The sequence below is a fragment of the uncultured Azohydromonas sp. genome (assembly GCF_937926365.1).
In the GTDB taxonomy this organism is placed as follows: domain Bacteria; phylum Pseudomonadota; class Gammaproteobacteria; order Burkholderiales; family Burkholderiaceae_C; genus Azohydromonas.
Window position 1 is genome coordinate 1 of sequence record NZ_CALAOH010000089.1, and the last position, 15,694, is coordinate 15,694.

At 71.2% G+C, this 15,694-nt stretch carries 18 protein-coding genes and 2 riboswitches; of the genes, 10 read left to right on the plus strand and 8 right to left on the minus strand.

Annotated elements, in window-relative coordinates; translation table 11 throughout:
* From Q0741_RS09110 to bluB, 3 genes are all read right to left on the minus strand, one after another.
* On the minus strand, nucleotides 1-691 hold a 691-nt coding region (locus tag Q0741_RS09110; protein WP_298232887.1), incomplete at its 3' end, for a CobD/CbiB family cobalamin biosynthesis protein.
* Nucleotides 691-1,260, minus strand: coding sequence for a cob(I)yrinic acid a,c-diamide adenosyltransferase (gene cobO, locus Q0741_RS09115; protein WP_298232888.1), 570 nt, complete (start codon nucleotides 1,258-1,260; stop codon nucleotides 691-693). The genes Q0741_RS09110 and cobO, both read right to left, overlap by 1 nt.
* Nucleotides 1,261-1,286: 26 nt before the next feature.
* Nucleotides 1,287-1,934, minus strand: a complete 648-nt coding sequence (gene bluB / locus Q0741_RS09120) for a 5,6-dimethylbenzimidazole synthase (protein WP_298232889.1) — start codon at nucleotides 1,932-1,934, stop codon at nucleotides 1,287-1,289.
* 252 nt (nucleotides 1,935-2,186) lie between these two features.
* Nucleotides 2,187-2,423: riboswitch (cobalamin riboswitch) on the minus strand.
* An 88-nt stretch (nucleotides 2,424-2,511) separates the two neighbouring features.
* Nucleotides 2,512-2,774, plus strand: a riboswitch (cobalamin riboswitch).
* A 76-nt stretch (nucleotides 2,775-2,850) separates the two neighbouring features.
* On the opposite strand from bluB, the gene Q0741_RS09125 reads away from it, so the two are divergent.
* From Q0741_RS09125 to Q0741_RS09160, 8 genes are all read left to right on the plus strand, one after another.
* Nucleotides 2,851-4,719, plus strand: coding sequence for a TonB-dependent receptor (locus Q0741_RS09125; protein WP_298232890.1), 1,869 nt, complete (start codon nucleotides 2,851-2,853; stop codon nucleotides 4,717-4,719).
* Nucleotides 4,720-4,732: 13 nt separating this feature from the next.
* The gene (locus Q0741_RS09130; RefSeq protein ID WP_298232891.1) at nucleotides 4,733-6,046 is read left to right on the plus strand and encodes a cobyrinate a,c-diamide synthase; all 1,314 of its coding nucleotides are present in this window, start codon (nucleotides 4,733-4,735) and stop codon (nucleotides 6,044-6,046) included.
* Nucleotides 6,047-6,051: 5 nt separating this feature from the next.
* The gene (locus Q0741_RS09135) at nucleotides 6,052-6,612 is read left to right on the plus strand and encodes a bifunctional adenosylcobinamide kinase/adenosylcobinamide-phosphate guanylyltransferase (protein WP_298232892.1); all 561 of its coding nucleotides are present in this window, start codon (nucleotides 6,052-6,054) and stop codon (nucleotides 6,610-6,612) included.
* On the plus strand, nucleotides 6,609-7,499 hold the full coding sequence (locus Q0741_RS09140) for an ABC transporter substrate-binding protein (RefSeq protein ID WP_298232893.1): 891 nt from the start codon (nucleotides 6,609-6,611) through the stop codon (nucleotides 7,497-7,499). Before Q0741_RS09135 ends, Q0741_RS09140 begins: the two co-directional genes overlap by 4 nt.
* A 3-nt stretch (nucleotides 7,500-7,502) precedes the next feature.
* Complete coding sequence (locus Q0741_RS09145) at nucleotides 7,503-8,561, plus strand: iron chelate uptake ABC transporter family permease subunit (protein ID WP_298232894.1); 1,059 nt, start codon at nucleotides 7,503-7,505, stop codon at nucleotides 8,559-8,561.
* Complete coding sequence (locus tag Q0741_RS09150) at nucleotides 8,558-9,415, plus strand: ABC transporter ATP-binding protein (RefSeq protein ID WP_298232895.1); 858 nt, start codon at nucleotides 8,558-8,560, stop codon at nucleotides 9,413-9,415. Before Q0741_RS09145 ends, Q0741_RS09150 begins: the two co-directional genes overlap by 4 nt.
* A 250-nt stretch (nucleotides 9,416-9,665) precedes the next feature.
* The gene (locus Q0741_RS09155) at nucleotides 9,666-10,505 is read left to right on the plus strand and encodes a methyltransferase domain-containing protein (protein ID WP_298232896.1); all 840 of its coding nucleotides are present in this window, start codon (nucleotides 9,666-9,668) and stop codon (nucleotides 10,503-10,505) included.
* 167 nt (nucleotides 10,506-10,672) lie between these two features.
* Nucleotides 10,673-11,932, plus strand: a complete 1,260-nt coding sequence (locus tag Q0741_RS09160) for an SGNH/GDSL hydrolase family protein (RefSeq protein WP_298232897.1) — start codon at nucleotides 10,673-10,675, stop codon at nucleotides 11,930-11,932.
* Nucleotides 11,933-11,956: 24 nt separating this feature from the next.
* Here Q0741_RS09160 and Q0741_RS09165 read toward each other — a convergent pair whose 3' ends face one another.
* The 5 genes from Q0741_RS09165 to Q0741_RS09185 all read right to left on the minus strand — a co-directional run bounded on the left by Q0741_RS09165 (nucleotide 11,957) and on the right by Q0741_RS09185 (nucleotide 14,029).
* Nucleotides 11,957-12,178 carry a hypothetical protein gene (locus tag Q0741_RS09165; protein ID WP_298232898.1) on the minus strand — a complete coding sequence of 74 codons (222 nt, stop codon included), beginning with the start codon at nucleotides 12,176-12,178 and terminating at the stop codon, nucleotides 11,957-11,959.
* Nucleotides 12,175-12,333: a hypothetical protein gene (locus Q0741_RS09170; RefSeq protein WP_298232899.1), complete on the minus strand. Its 159-nt coding sequence runs from the start codon at nucleotides 12,331-12,333 to the stop codon at nucleotides 12,175-12,177. Before Q0741_RS09170 ends, Q0741_RS09165 begins: the two co-directional genes overlap by 4 nt.
* Nucleotides 12,334-12,418: 85 nt before the next feature.
* Nucleotides 12,419-12,625 (minus strand): hypothetical protein, encoded by a 207-nt coding sequence (locus tag Q0741_RS09175; protein WP_298232900.1) that lies wholly within the window; start codon nucleotides 12,623-12,625, stop codon nucleotides 12,419-12,421.
* Nucleotides 12,626-12,671: 46 nt separating this feature from the next.
* Nucleotides 12,672-12,962, minus strand: coding sequence for a muconolactone Delta-isomerase (gene catC, locus Q0741_RS09180; RefSeq protein WP_298232901.1), 291 nt, complete (start codon nucleotides 12,960-12,962; stop codon nucleotides 12,672-12,674).
* Between the two features lie 251 nt (nucleotides 12,963-13,213).
* Entirely contained in the window at nucleotides 13,214-14,029 is an 816-nt protein-coding gene (locus Q0741_RS09185; RefSeq protein ID WP_298232902.1) for an IclR family transcriptional regulator, read from the minus strand.
* 178 nt (nucleotides 14,030-14,207) lie between these two features.
* On the opposite strand from Q0741_RS09185, the gene Q0741_RS09190 reads away from it, so the two are divergent.
* Together Q0741_RS09190 and Q0741_RS09195 are read left to right on the plus strand one after the other, a co-directional pair.
* A complete protein-coding gene (locus Q0741_RS09190; protein WP_298232903.1) occupies nucleotides 14,208-14,909 on the plus strand; it encodes a 3-oxoacid CoA-transferase subunit A in 702 nt (233 codons plus the stop codon).
* A gap of 19 nt (nucleotides 14,910-14,928) precedes the next feature.
* A complete protein-coding gene (locus Q0741_RS09195) occupies nucleotides 14,929-15,603 on the plus strand; it encodes a 3-oxoacid CoA-transferase subunit B (protein ID WP_298232904.1) in 675 nt (224 codons plus the stop codon).
* Nucleotides 15,604-15,694 lie beyond the last annotated feature (91 nt).

Here is a 15,694-nt window from a genome sequence, read left to right on the forward strand (position 1 = left end):
CCTCGCCCGCCAGGCCCGCGGGCCGGCGGCCGGCGGCCAGGCACAGCAGCAGCGCGGTCAGCCGCGCCGGCAGCCACGACAGCGCATCGTCGGCGCGCGCGGCCCACTTGCCGGCCCATTCCCAGCGCCCGCGGTAGCCCCACATGGCGTCGGCCGTGTTGGCGAAGCGGTACAGCGCCGCGCCCGGCAGACCCGCCACGGTGAACCAGAACAGGGGCGCCACGACGGAGTCGTTCAGGTTCTCCGCCAGCGTCTCGATGGCCGCCTCGCGCACCTCGTGCGCCTGCAGCCGGGTCGTGTCGCGGCTCACCAGCCGCTGCAGCTGGCGCCGGCCCTCGTCCAGCGATCGCTCCAGCGCCGACTCCACGGCCGTCACCTCGTCGCGCAACATGCGCCAGGACAGCAGCGGCTTGAGCAGCAGGCCCAGCAGCAGCGCCGCGCCCCACCAGGGCAGTGTTTCGAGCAGCGTGCGTTGCAGCAGCCAGGCCAGCAGCACCACCCCGTTCACGCCGGCCAGCCAGGCCAGCGCACCGCCGGCGAAGGCGGCCTGGGGCGGCAGCCGCAGCAGCCGCGGTCCCAGCGCGCCCAGGTAGTGCCCCATGCCCACGACGGGATGCAGCCGCGCCGGCGGCTCGCCGAAGGCGCGGTCCAGCGCCAGCGCCACTGCGCAGGCCAGAGCGACGGTCGCCATCAGTCCTCGATGCCCCGCTGCGCCGGCACGCCGGCCTTGAAGTGGTGCTTCACCAGCGCCATCTCCGTCACCGTGTCGGCCAGGTCGATCAGCTCCTGCGGCGCGCCGCGCCCGGTGAGCACCACCGTCACGTGCGCGGGCCGCTCGCGCAGCGCCCGCAGCACGTCTTCCAGCGCCAGCCAGCCGTAGCGCAGCGGGTACATGATTTCGTCGAGCACCACCATGAAGTGCTCGCCGGCGCGGATCATGGCTTCCGCCTTTGCCCAGCCCTGGCGCGCCAGCTCGGCCGAATGGTCCAGGTCGCGGCTCTTCCAGCTGAAGCCGTCGCCCAGGCCCTCGATGGGGATGCCCAGCTGTTCGAAGACGCGGTGCTCGCCGAAGCGGGCGCTGGGCACCTTCATGAACTGGAACACGTGCACGCGCTTGCCGCGCCCATGCGCGCGCAGCGCCAGGCCGAAGGCGGCGGTGCTCTTGCCCTTGCCGTGGCCGGTGTGGACCATGACCAGGCCGCGGCGTTCGCCGTCGGGGCGCTCGTAGCGGGCGGCGGTGGGGGGCGTTTCGATGTCCATGCGGGGGTCCTTCTCCTCAGGGGTGTTCAGCGGTCTTGCGGCCAGCGGTCGGTGTGGATGAGCTCGTCCAGCGGCCGGGCCTGGCGCCAGCCCTCGGCCTGCAGCATCGGTTCGTCATAGAAGCGGGCCACGGGCCCCAGGCACAGCAGCGCCATGGGCCGCGCGCCCGGCGGCAGGTGCAGCAGCGCGCCGAGGCCTTCGGGCTCGAACAGCGAGACCCAGCCCAGGCCCAGGTTCTCCGCGCGCGCGGCCAGCCAGAGGTTCTCGATGGCGCAGGCCAGCGAGCACAGCGCCATCTCCTGCGGCAGCGTGCGCCGGCCGAACACCGTGCCGTCGTCGGGGGCCAGCACCGCCACCAGCAGCTCCGCGCACTCGCGCACGCCCTCGACCTTCAGGCGCATGAACTCGGCGCCACGCTCGCCCAGGGCTTCGGCCGTGGCCTGGCGCTCGGCGTCCACCAGCGCGGCGATGTCGCGGCGCAGGGCGGGCTCGGTGATGCGGATGAAGCGCCAGGGCTGCATCAGCCCGACGGACGGGCCCTGGTGCGCGGCCTGCAGCAGGCGGCGCAGGATGGCCGGCTCCACCGTGCCCGGGATGAAGTGGCGCATGTCGCGGCGGGCGGCGATGACGCGGTAGAGAGACTCGCGGTCGTCAGGCGTGAAGGGGGTGTTCATGGGATGAGGCCACGGTGGTGGCGCATGGCTGTTCCGCAGACCGTTCCTGGCGTCTTGCCCGTGAGCTGCGCTGTATCGATGACGATCTCGTCATTGCCGCGCAGGCGGGGATGACGGAGGCAGGCGCGGGCCTATGCCGGCAGGGGCCGATGGGCGCGGCGCAGGGGCCGCGAAGCCTGGGAAAGAGTCATGGGACGACATGCACTGAACGCCGGCAGCAGCCTCCCCGCGGCCACCGTGCACCATGCCGCGCGCACGCGGCTCCCCGTTGGCCGGTATCCGGGCTGGCGGCGCGTCCGGGGAACCCTTCCCGGAAGCGCCTGGCTTCCAGTGGGCGAGAACCCGGATGAGGCTTCGAATGAAACCCCGGCCGTTGACCGTTGCGGGGGCAGCTCAGGCAGGAGTGCCGCGGCGCGGCTGCTCTTCCTGATTCCCGTTTAACCGGACCGGCGGAACACCGGTCCGAGCACCAACGGGGACGGATTCTAGCGGCCTGGCGCGGCATTCCACACAAGGTTGCGCATGCATCTGTAGTTCCAGGCGGGCCAAAGATGGTGGCCGGTCCCGGCGCTGTGCGGCTATGATGCGCGCCGTTGGTGCTCGTCCCGGCCGCCTGGCCGGACAGTTCAACGGGAATCAGGATGGGCTCGCGGCAAGCGCCGCCACGCCCGCAACCTGAGCTGCCCCCGCAACGGTAAGCGGACGAGGAATTCACTTTCCTCAACTCGTGTCGAATCCACTGGGCCTTGGGCGCCGCCTCTGGTGCGCGTCGCATGCCTGGGAAGGGCACATGGGTCGTCTCCGCCAGCCCGGATACCGGCCAACGAGGTGACGTTGCGCGCGCAGGCGCGTGATGTCGTGAGGTGCGCGGCTGCGGGGAAGCGGCGGCGCGCGATGTGTTCCTGGTGACGCCTCCATGTCCCTTTCCCGCAAGAGCCGCCCGGCTCGTTCCCTCGCGCACGCCGCCGGCGTGCTGTCCCTGGCGCCTGCTGCCGTGATGGCGCAGGACCAGCTCGTGGCCCTGGCTGCCGCGCAGCCCCTGGAGGCCGTGGTGGTCAGCGCCACGCGCACGCCCACCCGCGTGGCGGATGCGCTGGCCGAGGTCACGGTGATCGAGCGCGCCCAGATCGAGGCTGCCGGCAGCCGCACGCTGCCCGAAGTGCTGGCGTCGCAGCCGGGCATGCAGTTCTCCGCCAATGGCGGCCTGGGCAAGACCTCGACCGTCTACACGCGCGGCCTGGAAGGCCGCCACACGCTGCTGCTCATCGACGGCGTGCGCTACGGCTCGGCCACCACGGGCACGCCGGATTGGGACAACCTGCCGCTGGACGCCATCGAGCGCATCGAGATCGTGCGCGGGCCGCTGTCGGCGCTGTACGGCAGCGACGCGGTCGGCGGCGTGGTGCAGGTCTTCACCCGCCGCGGCGCGCAGGGCCTGGCGCCCAGCGCCGTGGCCGGCGTGGGCTCGCACGGCTGGCGCCAGCTCGGGGCCGGGCTGCGCTTCGGCGAAGGCGCCTTCGACGGCAGCGTGAACCTGCGCACGCTGCGCTACGCGGGCTTTTCGGCCACGAACCCCAAGGCGGCCAGCAACTTCGACCCCGACCGTGACGGCTTCGACCAGGACAGCGCCGACGTGCGGCTGGGCCTCGCGCTGGGCGGCGGATGGCGCGCGGAAGCGGGCGCGCTGCGCAGCGAAGGCCGCAACCGCTTCGACGACGGTGCCGGCGCGGACTCGCGCGCGAAGTTGCTGACGCAAGTGCTGTCGCTGCAGGCCAGCGGCCCGGTGGCGGGGGCGTGGCGCACCACGCTGCGCGCGGCCCGCTCCACCAACGAGTACGACACCGTGGCCAGCGCCAAGGCCGCCAACGTGGGCACCATCGCCACGGTGCAGGAGCAGCTCAGCTGGGAGAACAGCGTGGCTACGCCGCTGGGCATGGTGCTCGTCCTGGCCGAGCACACGCGCCAGCAGGTCAGCCGTCCGGGGCAGCCGTTCACGCAGTCCGAGCGCCGCATCAACGCCGTGGCGCTGGGCCTCGACGGCGCGGCCGATGCGCACCACTGGCAGGTGGCGGTGCGGCGCGACCGCAACTCGCAGTTCGGCGGCCAGACGACCGGCAGCGTGGGCTACGGCTACGACGTGCTGCCGACGCTGCGCGTGGGTGCCTCGGCCGGCTCCAGCTTCGTGGCGCCCAGCTTCAACCAGCTCTACTACCCCGGCTTCGGCAACCCGAACCTGCAGGCCGAGGAAGGCCGGCACCGCGAGATCAACCTGCGCTGGGCCGACGGCCCGCACCAGCTGCGCGCGGCCTACTACGACAACCGCATCCGCGGCCACATCGCCAGTGGCCCGGCACCGACCAACGTCCCGCGCACGCGCATCGACGGCGTGAGCGTGTCCTATGACCTGCAGCTGGACGATTGGAGCTTCGCGGCCTCGGCCGACCAGCTCGACCCGCGCAATGAAAGCGTCGGCACGGCCCATTTCGACAAGGTGCTGCGGCGGCGCGCCAGGCAGTTGCTGCGCCTGTCGGCGCAGCGCCGCCTGGGCGCCTGGACCATCGGCGGCGCGCTGCTGGGCGCCGGCCACCGCTATGACGACGAGGCCAACAAGACCCGCCTGGCGGGCTACGCGGTGCTGGACCTGCATGCCGAGTGGCGCATGGCGCGGGATTGGCGGCTGGGTTTCAAGCTCAACAACGTGGCCGACCGGCGGTACGAAACCGCCAACGGCTTCAACCAGCCCGGGCGCGAGCTGCTGCTGACGCTGCGCTACGCCGCGCTGTAACGGGAGCCCGGACATGACGGTAGCCATCCTGATCGCCGCCCCAGCCTCGGGCCAGGGCAAGACCACCGTGGCGGCGGCGCTGGCGCGGCTGCATGCCCGCGCCGGTGCGCGCGTGCGCGCCTTCAAGTGCGGCCCCGACTTCCTCGATCCGCAGTGGCTCGCGCTGGCCACCGGCGCGCCGGTGGACTCACTGGACCTGTGGATCAACGGCGAGGCCGACTGCGCCATGCGTCTGGCCACGGCCGCGCGCGAGGCGGAGCTGCTGATCGTCGAAGGCGTCATGGGCCTCTTCGACGGCCAGCCCAGCGCCGCCGACCTGGCGCGGCGTTTCAGCATTCCGGTGCTGGCCGTGATCGACGCCGGCGCTATGGCCGGCACCTTCGGCGCCGTGGCGCATGGCCTGCGCACCTGGCGCCCTGGTTTGCCGTGGGCCGGCGTGCTGGCCAACCGCGTGGGCAGCGCGCGCCACGCGGACATGCTGCGGGAGGCGCTGGACCCCGAGGCGGGCTGGCTGGGCCACCTCGCGCGCGACGCGGGCCTGTCGCTGCCCGAGCGCCACCTGGGCCTGCAGCAGGCGGGCGAGCTGCCCGATGCCCTGGAGCGCCTGGACCGCGCGGCCGATGCGCTGGCAACCACGCCGCTGGGGCGGCGCGCCCTGCAGGACTGGCCGCGCTGGCAGGCGCCGGCCGTTGATGCCGCCGCAAGCGTGCCGCCGCTGCTGGCAGGCCGGCGCATCGCCGTGGCGCGCGACGCCGCCTTCGCCTTCGTCTATCCCGCCAACGTGGCGCTGCTGCGCGCGATGGGGGCGGAGCTGGCGTTCTTCTCGCCGCTGGCCGGCGATGCGCTGCCCGCGTGCGACGCGCTGTGGCTGCCCGGCGGCTATCCCGAGCTGCACGCCGCGGCGCTGGCCGCGCGCATGGACCTGCGCGGGCAGATCGCGGCCCACGTCGCTGCCGGGCGCCCGCTGTGGGCCGAGTGCGGCGGGATGATGGCCCTGGCCGAAACCCTGGTGGACAAGCAGGGCCAGGCCCATGCGCTGTGGGGCCTGCTGCCCGGCACGGCCGTGCTGGGCCGGCGGCTGGCGGCGCTGGGTCCGCACCGGTTCACTTTGGGCGGCGAGGAGCTGCGCGGCCACAGCTTCCACTGGTCGCGCTTCGAGACGGCGCTGGCGCCGGCCTTCCAGACCGAGCCCGCGCGCGGCGCAGCGGCCGGTGCCGGCGAGCCGGTGTACGTGCGCGGCAGCCTGCGCGCGAGCTGGTTCCATCCCTGGTTCCCGTCGTCGCCGGTGCTGGCGGCGCGGCTGTTTGGTTCGGAGCCCCTGGCATAAATCCGATGTCCCATGAGCTGATCCTTGGCGGCGCCAAGAGCGGCAAGTCGCGCACGGCGGAGCTGCGCGCCAAGGCCTGGTTGACGGCCGAACCGGCGCGCAGCGCGACGTTGATCGCCACCGCGCTGCCGGCCGACGCGGAGATGGCCGAGCGCATCCGTCGCCACCGCCTGGACCGCGCCGAGCGCGTGGGCGCGCTCGCCACGGTGGAGGCGCCGGTGGAGCTGCCGGCCGCGATACGGGAGCTTGCGCAACCATCGCGGCTGCTGGTGGTGGACTGCCTGACGCTGTGGCTCACCCAGTGCCTGATGCCGCTCGGCGGCGTGGCGCTGGACGAGGCGGGTTGGCGCGCGCACGAGCAGGCGCTGCTGCGGGCGCTGCGCGAGTGCGCCTCGCCGGTGGTGCTGGTGTCCAACGAGATTGGCCTGGGCGTGATGCCGCTGGGGCGCGAGACGCGCGCCTTCCTGGATGCGCTGGGCCTGCTGCACCAGCGCGTGGCGGCACTGTGCGGGCGCGTGACGCTGATGGTGGCGGGGTGCGAGATGACGGTGAAAGGCGAACGATGAATTGCAGATGGCCTCGCCGCACCCTGCTGTCCGCCCTTGCACTGGCCGCCACGCTGGTCGCGCTGCCCGCCGCCGGTGAACCCCTGGTCCTGCGCGACGACCGCGGCCAGGAGCACCGGTTCGCGGCGCCGCCGCGGCGCATCGTCTCGCTGCTGCCCTCGCTCACCGAGGGCGTGTGGGCGCTGGGCGGCGGCGCGCGGCTGGTGGGCGTGGACCGCTACTCCAACTGGCCGGCGGAGCTGGCGAAGCTGCCGCGCCTGGGCGGGATGGAAGACGCCCAGATCGAGGCCATCGCCGCGCTCAGGCCCGACGTGGTGCTGGGCTCGTCCACGGCGCGCTCGCTGGACCGGCTCGAAGCCCTGGGCCTGCGCGTGGTACGGCTCAAGCCCGAAACCCATGCCGACGTGCGGCGCACGCTGGAGCAGCTGGCACGCCTGCTGGGCACGCCGGCCGAGGCGCGGCGCGTGTGGGCGCGCATCGAGCAGGAGATGGAGGCCGCCGCGCGCCGCGTGCCCGCCTCCGTGCGCGGACAGCGCGTGTACTTCGAGATCGGCGGGGGGCCCTACGCGGCCGGCGCCAGTTCCTTCATCGGCCAGACGCTGGCGCGGCTGGGCATGGCCAACATCGTGCCGACGACCATGGGCCCGTTCCCGAAGCTGAACCCGGAGTTCGTGGTGCGCGCGCAACCGGATCTGATCCTGGGCCCCAGGCGCGAGCAGGCGGGCATGGGCGAGCGTCCGGGCTGGAGCGCCCTGGCGGCGATCCGCAACGAGCGCCGCTGCGGCTTCGAGACGGCGCAGTACGACATGCTGGTGCGCCCGGGGCCGCGCCTGGGCGAGGCCGCCGGCGTGCTGGCCGGCTGCCTGGCGCGGCTGGGCGGGAGCTGAGCGATGGCCGTCTGCGAGGCAGGAAACGACCTGGCGCTGGGCGCCCCGGACCCCGACGCGCGGCGTCGGCGCCGCCTGGCCTGGGCGCTGGCGCTGCTGGGCGCGCTGGGCCTGGCCGCGGGGCTGGCCACCGGCTCCAACGGCTTCTCGCCCGCCGGGCTGCTGGAAGAGCTGCGTGGCGAGCAGGCGGGGCTGATCCTGGGCGAGATCCGCGCCCCGCGCACGCTGGGCGCGGCGCTGGTGGGCGCGCTGCTGGGGCTGGGCGGCGCCATCGCGCAGGGTCTGTTCCGCAACCCGCTGGCCGATCCCTACCTGCTGGGCGCCGCCGCCGGCGCGGGCCTGGGCGTGGTGGGCGTGCTCGCCGGCGCGTCCCTGGGTGGCGTGGTGCTGAGCCTGGCCACCGTGGCCTGGCTGGAGCGCGTGGGACTGGTGGCCGCGGCCTTCGGCGGCGCGCTGGCCGGCGTGGTGCTCACGCTGTCGCTGGCGCGCGGGGCGCTGCACACCACGCGGCTGCTGCTGTCGGGCGTGGTGGTGGCGGTGCTGCTGGGCGCGGCCAGCGACCTGCTCACCGTGCTCAGCCCCGACGCGCTGCGCGGCAAGCAGGCCTTCATGCTGGGCAGCACCAGCTTCATCGGCTGGTCCGCGCTGCTGCTGATGGCTGGCGGCCTGGCGCTGGTGCTGTGGCTGGCCCTGCGCCTGGCGCGGGCGCTGGACGCGCTCACGCTGGGCGAGGACAGCGCCGCCAGCCTGGGGCTGGACCTGGCGCGGGTGCGCCTGGTGCTGGTGGGGCTGCTGAGCCTGGGCACGGCGCTGGCGGTGTCGCAGGCGGGGCTGGTGGCTTTCGTGGGCCTGGTGGCGCCGCACCTGGTGCGCCGCAACGCGCCCGGCGCGCACGCCTGGCTGCTGGGCGCCAGCGCCGCCATGGGCGGGGTGCTGCTACTGGGGGCGGACGTGCTCTCGCGCGCGCTGATCGCACCGCAGGAGCTGCCGGTGGGCGTGGTCACGGCCGTGGTGGGCGGGCTGTACCTGTTCCTGTTGCTGCGCCGGCAGGGGATGTCATGAGCGGTGCGATCCAGGACAAGGCTGCGCCGGCGCTGCAGGCGCGCGGCGTGGTGGTTCAACTGGGCCGGCGCGAGGCGTTGCGCGGTGTGGACCTGGCGCTCGGCCCAGGCTGGACCGCCATCGTCGGCCCCAACGGCGCGGGCAAATCGACGCTGCTGCGCACGCTGGCCGGGTTGCAGGCGCCGGCGGCCGGCGAGGTGCGGCTGCACGGCCGGCCGGTGCACCGGCTGGCGGCTTCGGAGCGGGCGCGCGAGCTGGCCTGGCTGGCGCAGCAGGGCGAGGTGACGGGCGAGCTGACGGTGCGCGAGACGGTGGCGCTGGGCCGCATCGCGCGGCTGGGCCTGCTGGGCACGCCGGGGCCGGCGGATGCGCAGGCCGTGGCGCAGGCCATGGCACTCACCGAATGCAGCGGCTGGGCGCAGCGGCGGCTGCGCGAGCTCTCGGGCGGCGAGCGCCAGCGCGTGCTGCTGGCGCGTGCGCTGGCCACCGAGGCCCCGCTGCTGCTGCTGGACGAGCCCACCACGCACCTGGACGCGCCGCACCAGGTGGCGCTGGCGCGGCTGTTCGCGCGGCTGGCGCGCGACCCGGCGCAGCCGCGCGCGGTGGTGAGCGTGCTGCACGACCTGCCCATCGCGCTGCGTGCCGACCAGGTGGTGGTGATGGCCCAGGGCCGCGTGGTGGCCGCGGGTGCGCCGGGCGAGGCGGCGCTGCAGCGCGCCCTGGAGGCGGTGTTCCAGGGCGCGGTGCGCATCGAGCCCGGCGTGGACGGCCGGCCGCGGGTGGAATTGGCGCTGGACGAGGCGGACCGAGGTTGCGGCGGGCCGGTGGCTGAAAACCTGGGTTTACCCGCATGATTAAATGATCAAAAGCAAGTGCGCACTTTTGTCATATTGTCAATGTAAGTTTTGGGAGGTATTTGCATTGTTCGGATGCCATTTTGGTGTCCCTTGCAACGTAAATTGCATCAATGTTCCTTGAAGTCATTGCGCCAGGGTTGATAATTAATTGATATCTACCTGTCGCCAATGCCGCTTGGAATAGACGACGGGGCCGGCCAAATGCGTGTGCGTGGCGTGTGGATGGGCCGGTTGCGGGGAGAAGTCCATGGCCCAGTCCGCATCGCAAGCCCAATTGGACGCCGCCTGGGCCTATGAGCTGGTATTCGTGCCAGCGTTGTTCCACCCATGGGCCCCCCAGGTGGCCGACGCCGTTCAGGCCAAGCCGGGGCTTCGTGTCCTGGACGTGGCCTGCGGCACGGGGATATTGGCCCGAGAGATTCACAGGCGCACCGGCCCGGGCGCTTCGGTCGCCGGGCTGGATCCTCATCCCGGCATGCTGGCCGTGGCGGCGGAGCTCGCGCCCGGTATTCATTGGGAGCAAGGCGTGGCCGAATCCATTCCCTTTGCGGATGCGGCTTTCGACACCGTGGTGAGCCAGTTCGGCCTGATGTTCTTCGCGGACCGTCTCCAGGCCTTGCGCGAAATGCTCCGGGTGCTCGTACCCCGGGGCCAATTGTTCGTGGTCGTGTGGGATGCGCTGGAACATATTCCAGCCTATGCCGCTCTGGTAGCGCTGCTGGAACGGCTTGCCGGCCAGCAAGCGGCCGATGCCTTGCGCGCACCTTTCGTTCTGGGCGACCCGGCGCGTTTTTCCGAGCTGCTGACGATGGCGGGGGCGGATTCGGTCGCGATCCGGACCGAAACCGAAATGGCCCAGTTTCCGAGCATTCGCACGATGGTCGAGGCCGATCTTCGCGGCTGGCTGCCGGTCATGGGGGTGGATTTGGACGAAAACCAGATCAGCCGGATCCTGTACGAGTCAGAGCGGGTTTTGGCTCCTTACCTGGAGCCGGCCGGCAGCGTCGCCTTTGAAATGCGTGCCCATATCGCCACGGCGACGAAAAGGCCCTCCACGGAGACGTCGATCGTCGGCCGTCAGGGATGAGGGGGCAGGCTGGCGCGCCACGCCGCATCCGGTCCGGCACGGCACCCTGGATGTGTTGGTGAAGTCCCTGGCGCCGCCGCGGTCCCGAAATTGCCGATGACGTCCCAGTCTCGCGCTCGCGCCTCGGGGCGACGGGCTTCCCTGTTGGCTTCTCCCTGGACGCTCCAATGGAATATCGCGTTGCCCGCCGTTTCTTCACCTCTGCGCTGGCCAGTCTGCTGATTTCCCTCGCAGGCCCGGCAAGTTCCCAGACGGCCCAGCTCGATGCCAGTGTGGCGAGTGGGTATTGGGTAGGAAGCTGGAGTTCGGCACCGCAACCGGCGGCGACTCGCAGCGAAATGGACGGCCCCCAGTTCAACCACCAGACGCTGCGGCAAATCGTTCGTGCCAGCCTGGGCGGCAACCGGGTGCGGGTGCGGCTGAGCAATGCTTACGGCAAGCAGGCGCTGGTGATTGGCGAAGCCGGTATTGCGCTGCGGGCTTCCGGACCGTCCGCCGTACCCGGCTCGAATCGAACCCTGACCTTCAACGGCCAGGCCGGCATCACGCTGGCGCCGGGCGCCACGGCCGTGAGCGATCCGGTCAGCTTGCGCGTGTCGAGCCTGCAAGACCTGGCCGTGAGCATTTACCTGCCGCAACCCACGCCGGCGGCGACGCAGCACCTGAAATCGCGGCAAACCAATTACGTCTCCACGCAGGGCAATTTCGTCGCGGCGGCAGCGCAGCCGGGCGTGTTTTCCAACCTGTGCACCGAGGGCCAGCGCTACCAGAACTGCTCTTCATCGTGGTATTTCCTCTCCGGCGTGGAGGTGGAAAGCAGCCCGCCGGCGGCAGCCGTCGTCGCGTTTGGAGATTCCATCACCAATGGCGCCTGGTCCTCCGCCAATAAGAACCGGCGCTGGACGGACGTGCTGGCACGCCGCCTCGCTGACAACGGCCAATCCCTGGCGGTGCTGAATCAGGGTATTGGCGGCAATGCCTTGCTGAGCGCGGGCCGCGGTCCGAGCGGACGGCAGCGGTTCGAGCGCGACGTACTGGACCAACCCGGTGCCCAATTTGCCATCGTGCTGCTCGGTATCAACGACATCAAGAAAGGTGTTGCGGCCGACAACCTCATTGCCGGCCATCGTGCGTTGATCGCTCAGGCGCGAGCCAGGGGCCTGAAAATCATCGGCGCCACCTTGACGCCGTTTGGCAAGGCCAACAATCGCCAGGAGGTCCAGCGCTCGGCCTTGAACCAATGGATTCGCAACAGCGGGGAGTTCGATGCCGTCATCGATTTCGATGCGGCGCTGCGTGACCCGAACAATCCACGGCGCATGCGGCCCGGCTTCGACTGCGGGGATTCGCTGCACCCCAACAATGCCGGCTATGAAGCCATGGGCAACGCGATCGACCTCGCATTGTTTCGAAGCGCGGCTCGTTGAGGAACTGCGTTGAGGGGCTGGTTTTCAGATCTTGAAGATTTTCCCTCGCGGCCTCACCGCCGGAAGCCGGAAAAGTTTCCCGATCAGCGCCCGCGCGAACAGGTAATGGTGCAGCACGGCGGATTCCAGGCTGTCCATGTCCACCTGCCCTCGCGCGTCGCACGGCAGCGCGAATCCGCGCGCCGTGCCGTCCAGGGATTCGAAATGCAGCTCGTAGCCCGGATGTTCAAGTTGCAGCGTGCTCATGGCGGTGACTCCTTCACGCCCTGCTTGAAGGCCTGGCGTGCTCGACAAGTAACTTGCATCAAGCGTGCCAGGTGAGATTCATCGCTCGTCAGGCCGCGGCCCTGGCTGCGCGCGGCGCGGCGCGGCGCCTTGGCGGCGCTCAGCTTCTCCTCCATCGATGGTCGCCGCCGTTCTTGCCGGGGCGGTCGCGCCAGGGGGGCGTCCACTCCCGGGCGTTGCAGCTTCAATCAAGAAGTCGGATCAATCCGCCCGGATGCCGCGTTCCGCGATCACGTCCATCGCCCCCGCGGGCGGAAAGGGCACGATCCAGCGCACGGGCTTGGACGGGTGCGCGGCCAGCACGGTCCGGCGGTTCAGACGGTTCATCACGGGCAACCTCCGCTTCAATCCGTCACGCGCGCCGTTGGCGCGTTCCGGCAGCTGCTGGACGGTGGATTCGTTGCTCATGGCGTCTCCTCGGCTCCGGTGGAGTTCGAGGCAGTGACGGACCGTCTCAGCGGTCATCGTCATGGATCGACGAGGCGTGCCGGCACAGGGCCTGGACCTCGATGTCCATGTAGGGGAACAGGGGCAGGCGCGAGAGCGTGTCGTGCAGCTCCTGCGGGCTGGCCACGTCGAAGACGCTGACGTTGGCGTAGCGCCCGGCGATGCGCCACAGGTGGCGCCAGGTGCCGGCACGCTGCAGCTCCTGCGCCATCGCCTTCTCGCGGGCTTTGAGTTCGTCGGCCTGCGCGGCGGGCATGTCGTGCGGCAGGTGCACGGTCATCTGGACGTGGAACAGCATGGGGGTACTCCTTCAGGTGGCTCGGGCCATGGCGACCTGGATACGGTCGCGGGGGCTGCGTGCCGGGTATCGCGTGGGGATGGGTACATGTTCGGCGCCCGGCAGGGCCCTGTCCAATATCGTTCACGTCCTTGGCAATACCTTTGCGGTATAGGCCTTCAGTGGAAACCCCATGACCGGGCCGAGGCAGCCGCGCTGCTTCGAGGGCGTCGCCACCGGGGAGCGACTCCATGCGCCCCCATGCAGGGAGATCAGTGCGGCAGCATCGAGCTGATGCGCTCGGCCACCGACTGCAGCGCCGGCAGCGCCTGCTTTTGCAACTCCGCGGCCGACTGGCGCCGCGCCGGGCTGCTGACGTTGATGGCCGCCACCGCGCGCCCGGCGCGGTCCTTGATGGGCACGGCCAGCGACATCAGCCCCAGCTCCAGCTCCTCGTTGACCAGCGCGAAGCCCTGGCGCCGCACCTGCGACAGCGTGCGCAGCAGCTTCTCGGGGTCGGTGATGGTGCGCGGCGTCAGCGGCTGCAGCGCCATGGCCGCCACGCGCGCCTCGCGCTGCTCCTCGGCCAGCCCGGCCAGCAGCACCCGGCCCATCGAGGTGGCATGCGCCGGCAGCCGCGAGCCCACGCCCAGGTTGATCGACATGATCTTCTGCATCGGCACCCGCAGCACGTACACGATCTCGTCGCCGTCCAGCACCGCCGCCGAGGTGGACTGCTGCAGCTGCTGCGTCAGCTCTTCCATCAGCGGCTGCGCCAGGTGCCACCACGGTTGCGCGCTCAAGTAGGCAAAGCCCAGCTCCATCACCTTGGGCGTCAGGCGGAACTGCCGCCCGTCCTGCTCCACGTAGCCCAGCGTCTGCAGCGTCAGCAGGATGCGCCGCGCCCCCGCGCGCGTCAGGCCCACGCGCTCGGCCGCCTCCGACAGCGTCTGCGCCGGCACGCCCGCGCCAAAGCTGCGCAACACCTCCAGCCCGCGCGCGAAGGACTGCACGTAGCTGTCGCTGGGCTTGAGTTCGTCACCCTCGCCCTCGGCGGACGGGGCCGGTTCGGCACGCTTGGTCGGCATCTCTTTGCTCCATGAAGGCCGCACGGGACGTGCCGGCATGCCTTGACAGGCAAGTCCGGCGTCCCTAGTCTGCGCGCCATGATGTTCGTTTATAGAACTGATGTTCGTAATTAGAACATATTGACGTTCGGCGCACAAGCTGGCGGCGACGTTTTGGCCACTCTCCTGGAGCCTTCCCATGATTGACAAGATCGTGTCCTCGCCGCTGGATGCGCTGGCGGACATCCGCGACGGTGCCACCGTCATGATCGGCGGCTTCGGCACCGCCGGGCAGCCCAACGAGCTCATCGACGCGCTGATCGAGACCGGCGCGCGCGAGTTGGTCATCGTCAACAACAACGCCGGCAACGGCGACGCGGGGCTGGCGCGGCTGCTGGCGCTCAAGCGGGTGCGCAAGATCGTCTGCTCCTTCCCGCGCCAGGCCGACAGCCACCACTTCGACGCGCTCTACCGCGCCGGCGAGATCGAGCTGGAGCTGGTGCCGCAGGGCAACCTGGCCGAGCGCATCCGCGCCGCGGGCGCGGGCATCGGCGGCTTCTTCACGCCCACGGGCTACGGCACGGCGCTGGCCGCGGGCAAGGAAACGCGCGAGATCGGCGGGCGCATGTACGTGCTGGAGTCTCCCATCCATGCCGACTACGCGCTGATCAAGGCCGAGACGGGCGACCGCTGGGGCAACCTGACTTACCGCATGACGGCGCGCAACTTCGGGCCCGTCATGGCCATGGCGGCCCGGATCACCATCGCCACGGTGCACGAGGTCGTCGAACTCGGAGCGCTGGACCCCGAAACGATCGTCACGCCGGGCGTGTTCGTGCAGCGCGTGGTGCCTGTCGAGCGCGTCGCCACCACGGCCGGTGGCTTCAAGCGCGCCGCCTGAACCGAACGAGGAGCCCATCATGAGCCCACAAGCCACCCTGTCCACGTCGCCCATCGCGCGCTGGACGCGCGAGCAGATGGCCGCGCGCGTCGCGCGGGACATTCCCGACGGCGCCGTCGTCAACCTCGGCATCGGATTGCCCACCGCCGTGGCGAACCATCTCGCGGACGACCAGGAGGTCGTGCTGCATTCCGAGAACGGCGTCATCGGCATGGGCCCGGCGCCCGCGGCCGGCGAGGAAGATTTCGACCTCATCAACGCGGGCAAGCAGCCCGTGACGCTGCGGCCCGGCGGCGCCTTTTTCCACCATGCCGACAGCTTCGCGATGATGCGCGGCGGCCACCTCGACATCTGCGTGCTGGGCGCGTTCCAGGTGTCCGCGGCCGGTGACCTCGCCAACTGGCACACCGGTGCGCCCGATGCGATTCCGGCCGTGGGCGGCGCGATGGACCTGGCCATCGGCGCGAAGAAGACCTTCGTGATGATGGAGTACCTCACCAAGGGCGGGCAGGCCAAGCTGGTGCCCGAGTGCAGCTACCCGCTCACGGGCCTGGGCTGCGTGAGCCGCCTGTACACGGACCTGGCCGTGATCGACCTGGCCGATGGTGAGTGCACCGTCATCGAACTCGCGCCCGGCCTCACGCTGCGCGACCTGCAGGCCCTGACGCCCGGCGTCACCCTCAAGCGGGCCTGAGGGCCCCCACACATTCCTGGAGACGACCATGACTCGACACGCCTACATCTGCGACGCGCTGCGCACGCCCTTCGGCCGCTACGGCGGCAGC

Coding starts and splice junctions, on each gene's coding strand:
- bluB (WP_298232889.1), bottom strand. CDS start 1,934: ATGAACACCCCCTTCACGCCTGACGACCGCGAGTCTCTCTACCGCGTC.
- Q0741_RS09185 (WP_298232902.1), bottom strand. CDS start 14,029: ATGCCGACCAAGCGTGCCGAACCGGCCCCGTCCGCCGAGGGCGAGGGT.
- Q0741_RS09170 (WP_298232899.1), bottom strand. CDS start 12,333: ATGGAGGAGAAGCTGAGCGCCGCCAAGGCGCCGCGCCGCGCCGCGCGC.
- Q0741_RS09150 (WP_298232895.1), top strand. CDS start 8,558: ATGAGCGGTGCGATCCAGGACAAGGCTGCGCCGGCGCTGCAGGCGCGC.
- Q0741_RS09145 (WP_298232894.1), top strand. CDS start 7,503: ATGGCCGTCTGCGAGGCAGGAAACGACCTGGCGCTGGGCGCCCCGGAC.
- Q0741_RS09155 (WP_298232896.1), top strand. CDS start 9,666: ATGGCCCAGTCCGCATCGCAAGCCCAATTGGACGCCGCCTGGGCCTAT.
- Q0741_RS09130 (WP_298232891.1), top strand. CDS start 4,733: ATGACGGTAGCCATCCTGATCGCCGCCCCAGCCTCGGGCCAGGGCAAG.
- cobO (WP_298232888.1), bottom strand. CDS start 1,260: ATGGACATCGAAACGCCCCCCACCGCCGCCCGCTACGAGCGCCCCGAC.
- Q0741_RS09175 (WP_298232900.1), bottom strand. CDS start 12,625: ATGAGCAACGAATCCACCGTCCAGCAGCTGCCGGAACGCGCCAACGGC.
- Q0741_RS09190 (WP_298232903.1), top strand. CDS start 14,208: ATGATTGACAAGATCGTGTCCTCGCCGCTGGATGCGCTGGCGGACATC.
- Q0741_RS09160 (WP_298232897.1), top strand. CDS start 10,673: ATGGAATATCGCGTTGCCCGCCGTTTCTTCACCTCTGCGCTGGCCAGT.
- Q0741_RS09140 (WP_298232893.1), top strand. CDS start 6,609: ATGAATTGCAGATGGCCTCGCCGCACCCTGCTGTCCGCCCTTGCACTG.
- Q0741_RS09135 (WP_298232892.1), top strand. CDS start 6,052: ATGTCCCATGAGCTGATCCTTGGCGGCGCCAAGAGCGGCAAGTCGCGC.
- Q0741_RS09195 (WP_298232904.1), top strand. CDS start 14,929: ATGAGCCCACAAGCCACCCTGTCCACGTCGCCCATCGCGCGCTGGACG.
- Q0741_RS09125 (WP_298232890.1), top strand. CDS start 2,851: ATGTCCCTTTCCCGCAAGAGCCGCCCGGCTCGTTCCCTCGCGCACGCC.
- Q0741_RS09165 (WP_298232898.1), bottom strand. CDS start 12,178: ATGAGCACGCTGCAACTTGAACATCCGGGCTACGAGCTGCATTTCGAA.
- catC (WP_298232901.1), bottom strand. CDS start 12,962: ATGCTGTTCCACGTCCAGATGACCGTGCACCTGCCGCACGACATGCCC.